3 protein-coding genes are annotated in these 4782 nt (G+C 43.4%); 2 read left to right on the forward strand and 1 reads right to left on the reverse strand.

The genetic code is table 11. The features are described from left to right. Window positions 1–628 precede the first annotated feature (628 nt). A complete protein-coding gene (gene katG, locus ICN36_RS11950; RefSeq protein WP_216228569.1) occupies window positions 629–2779 on the forward strand; it encodes a catalase/peroxidase HPI in 2151 nt (716 codons plus the stop codon). Between the two features lie 305 nt (window positions 2780–3084). Next, window positions 3085–3636 carry a spermidine N1-acetyltransferase gene (gene speG, locus ICN36_RS11955; RefSeq protein WP_216228570.1) on the forward strand — a complete coding sequence of 184 codons (552 nt, stop codon included), beginning with the start codon at window positions 3085–3087 and terminating at the stop codon, window positions 3634–3636. A 182-nt stretch (window positions 3637–3818) separates the two neighbouring features. On the opposite strand, the gene ICN36_RS11960 is transcribed toward speG, so the two are convergent. Next, window positions 3819–4502, reverse strand: a complete 684-nt coding sequence (locus ICN36_RS11960; protein WP_216228571.1) for a TIGR02281 family clan AA aspartic protease — start codon at window positions 4500–4502, stop codon at window positions 3819–3821. Window positions 4503–4782: the final 280 nt, after the last annotated feature.

The raw sequence follows: 4782 nt of genomic DNA on the forward strand, positions 1-4782 counted from the left end.
TACTAAAAAATCACAAATTACCAAAACGGAATTGTTGGCTCAACCAGAAGCGTTTGATTTAAGGCCAAAACCCGTGTACACGCTTTAAATCTAAATCAATGGAAGTATTTTGGGTTTTTACACAGCCTCGGCCGATTTGAGACTCCTGAGTCAATTTACTCAACTAGACTGCTCTCGACTCAAGGGGGACTTGAGCGTTAACCACCAACAAGCAATCATCTTCATTCTCAACCATCTGGATTAGCATGGACTGAAAAAAATGATTTGAATTTTGTTATCGATTTAATCGATTAATAAGTTCATATTAATTCATTAGACAGATCAATTGCTAAGGAACAAGATAAGCCCATCGCCACACAAAACACAAGGGAGTTAAAGATGACAATTCAAAATCGATTGGCTGGGATAGCAGAAGGCTTGTATTTCCTTCAATTTCAATACGAAAGGGATTTGTTAAGAAATTCGAAGCTTGGACCCATCACAGGAGATAAATGATGAATATTCTTATTATATTCATGGCTGGTGAATAGATAAGCCAGCCCAATATATACAAACAATTGCTTTATCAGTTAGTCTGAACTAGTCAAGGTTTAAAAACCACAAATGATTTACCTACAAGGAGATCTAAATGACATCACAAGGAATGTGCCCAGTTGCTCACGGCGCCAATACCGAATCAAGTAACACCCCTATGGCATGGTGGCCAAAGTCTCTTAACCTCGATATTCTTCATCAGCAAGACGCCAAGACAAACCCCATGGGCTCGTCTTTTAACTACCGAGATGAATTAAAAAAGCTCGATATAAGTGCGCTCAAGCAGGATATGAAAAAGTTACTGCTGAATAGCCAAGAATGGTGGCCAGCAGATTGGGGGCACTACGGCGGTCTGATGATTCGCATGGCCTGGCACTCTGCAGGTAGCTACCGTATTGCTGATGGTCGCGGTGGAGCCGGTACAGGTAATCAACGCTTTGCCCCATTGAATTCTTGGCCAGATAACACTAACTTAGATAAAGCCCGTCGCCTTTTATGGCCCATCAAAAAGAAATACGGCAATACAGTCAGCTGGGCCGATCTGATGATCCTGGCTGGCACGATTGCCTATGAGTCTATGGGCTTAAAAACATTTGGCTTTTCATTTGGCCGTGAAGATATTTGGCATCCAGAAAAAGATATTTATTGGGGCTCTGAAAAAGAATGGCTCCAAAAAAGTGGTGGTGAAGGCAGCCGCTATTCTGGCGAACGAGACTTAGCCAATCCTCTTGCAGCAGTCATGATGGGCTTGATCTATGTAAATCCAGAAGGCGTAGATGGTAATCCTGATCCATTAAAAACGGCTCATGATATTCGAGTAACGTTTGCTCGAATGGCCATGAACGACGAAGAGACTGTTGCCCTAACTGCAGGCGGCCATACCGTTGGCAAAGCGCACGGCAACGGTAATGCGGCCAATCTTGGGCCAGCGCCAGAGGGAGCTCCGATTGATGAGCAGGGTCTTGGCTGGATGAATCACAAGACTCGCGGCATTGGCAGAGACACCGTCACCAGCGGCATTGAAGGCGCTTGGACAACACATCCAACCCAGTGGGATAACGGTTACTTCCATTTGTTATTGAATTACGAATGGAAACTGACTAAGAGCCCAGCAGGTGCCTGGCAATATGAACCCATCAATATTAAAGAAGAAGATAAGCCGGTTGATGTTGAAGATGCCTCCATTCGCTGCATGCCAATGATGACTGATGCAGACATGGCAATGAAGATGGATCCAGAGTATCGCAAGATCTCAGAGAGGTTCCACAAGGATCAAGCCTATTTCTCCGAAACGTTTGCTAGGGCTTGGTTTAAGTTAACCCATCGCGACATGGGGCCAAAAGCGAGATACTTCGGCCCAGATGTACCTCAGGAAGATTTAATCTGGCAAGACCCAGTGCCAGCGGGCTCAAAAGACTATGGCATTGAGGCCGTGAAAACCAAGATCAAAGCCAGCGGTCTATCTATCAGCGATCTAGTGACCACCGCTTGGGATAGCGCTCGCACTTATCGCGGCTCAGATAAGCGCGGCGGTGCGAATGGTGCGCGCATTCGTTTGGCGCCTCAAAAAGACTGGGTAGGCAATGAACCAGAGCGTTTGGCAAGGGTTCTATCGGTCTACGAAAAAATTGCCACAGAATCCGGCATTAGCATTGCCGACACCATCGTACTTGGCGGCAATATCGGCATTGAACAGGCTGCCAAGGCTGGAGGGTTTGATGTCAAGTTGCCATTTACTCCTGGCCGCGGAGATGCTGCCCAAGAAATGACAGATGTAGAGTCATTTGAAGTTCTTGAACCACTCGCAGACGGCTATCGCAATTGGTTAAAAGAAAACTATGTTGTGATGCCAGAGGAAATGCTCCTAGACCGTACGCAGTTGATGGGACTCACCGCCCAAGAAATGACTGTGCTGGTAGGAGGCATGCGTGTAATTGGCGCAAACTATGGTGGAACGAAACACGGCGTATTCACAGAAAGAGAAGGCGCACTAAGCAATGACTTTTTCGTCAATCTGACTGATATGAGTTATCAATGGAAACCTACCGGTCGAAATAGCTACGACATTGTTGAGCGCAATACAGGTGACACGAAATGGACTGCTACTCGAGTTGATCTGGTGTTTGGCTCTAACTCTATCCTGCGCGCCTACGCAGAAGTGTATGCGCAAGATGACAACAAGGAGAAGTTTGTGAATGACTTTGTTGCCGCTTGGACTAAGGTCATGAACGCAGACCTGTTTTAGTCTATACGGCAATAACTTTGCATTAATAAGGGAGGCCTTGCCTCCCTTATTTTTTATTTAAAAAGATCCAAATTTCTTAAGAGTTAGTACTCCGTCCGAATTTGACCGGTCTAAGACTTTAGGTTCTATTCAGACAATAAGTCACTTCTCGACCCAAATCTGTCGTTAAAAGGTCAACAGGGTAAGAAAGTACTTTTTAGCTTTCTTGGTGGCAGAGGCAATGAAGATATACAAAATAGCGTAAAAATTGAAAGCTAGCAGAAACTTAGTTTAATGGCGGTCATCAATCAGTATTAATATTAAGCATGAGCGAAAAAATCACCAAAAAAAATGTCCTAAGACTACGTCCGCTTGAACGAGAAGATCTTCGTTTTGTTCATGAGCTCGATAATAATGAATCGGTTATGCACTACTGGTTTGAAGAGCCTTATGAAGCTTTTGTAGAACTCTCTGATTTATATGAAAAACATATACATGATCAAACTGAACGTCGTTTTGTTGTGGTTCATGGCGAAGAATCGGTAGGTCTAGTTGAGTTAGTCGAAATAAACCATATACATCGTCGCGCTGACTTTCAACTCATTATTAGCCCTAAATTTCAAGGGAAGGGTTTCGCTACAAAAGCTGTCTTATTGGGCATGGACTACGCTTTCAAAATATTAAATCTTCACAAGCTTTCGCTTGTAGTGGATTTTAAAAATGAGCGTGCTATCAAAGTGTATCGAAAGCTAGGATTTAAGGAGGAAGGCCTTTTACGTGAGGAATATTTTGCAGATGGCGTTTATCGCGATGCATACTGTATGGCTGTATTCCAGAATGAATATGTTCCAAAAGCCTTGACGCCAAATTCCTTCTAATGCTGAGTTTACAAATGCACCGGTAAATTAGATGGGCTATGTTTAATTCTCTGCTGAAAGAGTAGCCCTATACAAGCTAATCACTCAGTAGTCACTTGATTGCGATATTTAACCTATAAGCTCGCCTCTAGCATCAACTCGAGCCACAGCACCCGATTGAGCTCCAACCGATTTGAGCATTCCTAATGGTGCACAACTAACCTCTTAGATGGGGTGTTGGATTTAATTTTATCAAGCGCCTTAATTGTCATGATCCCTTCTGAATAGGTGGTATTTAATATATTCAAGACATCTGCGCCGAGTAATGCGCCCTCTAATTTGTCTATCACCATGATCTCTGCATCAACAATACTAGTATTACCAATAGTGACTGTGTTGCCTGGAGATTCTCCAATGTTGATTGAGCCATTGGCAGTATTCACTAATTTAGCAATCGCCACACCAATGCCAGCATTGAGTGCAAATCTCGGGGGTATGGCAGTACTAGCCGCCCCCGAGTCAACCATAAAGCGCACGGGATAACCATTCACGTCACCAGGAATATAGTAGTGACCATCTTTCGATATATGGACCACAAAGTCCCCATTTGGCATGAGTTTTGCTGCTTTATAAATGATGGGGTGATTGGCAATCTCACGGAGTGTTTTCGGAAGATCCTGAGCTTTACTGTAATCCGTTTTATCGTAAGTAATAAAAGATATTGGTTTATCTATCGAGACGGGCACAGTCTGAGAATCCAATGAGGGCTGGGGTAATACAAAATTGGAATTGTCAGCAGCCCAAGTGATATTGGAGATTGAAAGTATGAAGAAGGTAAATACAAAATAAGAGGTAGCGCGTTTACTTAATCTTTGCGCTATGGGCATTTAATTAGGCCTTTCTAAAGATTGATAAAGCAACTTACTGTAAACACGGATTAATTGATATTAGTCAGGCCTACTGTGCTAGCTTTGACGATCAGGGTCTTGATCAATATCAATAGCCCACTCTTAGAGGGGCTTCATATGGCTGTTGTTGGTCGAGGCTGTGTAAAAACCCAAAATACTTCCATTGATTTAGATTTAAAGCGTGTACACGGGTTTTGGCCTTAAATCAAACGCTTCTGGTTGAGCCAACAATTCCGTTTTGGTAATTTGTGATTTTTTA

Source organism: Polynucleobacter sp. UK-Gri1-W3 (assembly GCF_018881595.1).
Classification (GTDB): Bacteria; Pseudomonadota; Gammaproteobacteria; order Burkholderiales; family Burkholderiaceae; genus Polynucleobacter.

Coding starts and splice junctions, on each gene's coding strand:
- katG (WP_216228569.1), top strand. CDS start 629: ATGACATCACAAGGAATGTGCCCAGTTGCTCACGGCGCCAATACCGAA.
- ICN36_RS11960 (WP_216228571.1), bottom strand. CDS start 4,502: ATGCCCATAGCGCAAAGATTAAGTAAACGCGCTACCTCTTATTTTGTA.
- speG (WP_216228570.1), top strand. CDS start 3,085: ATGAGCGAAAAAATCACCAAAAAAAATGTCCTAAGACTACGTCCGCTT.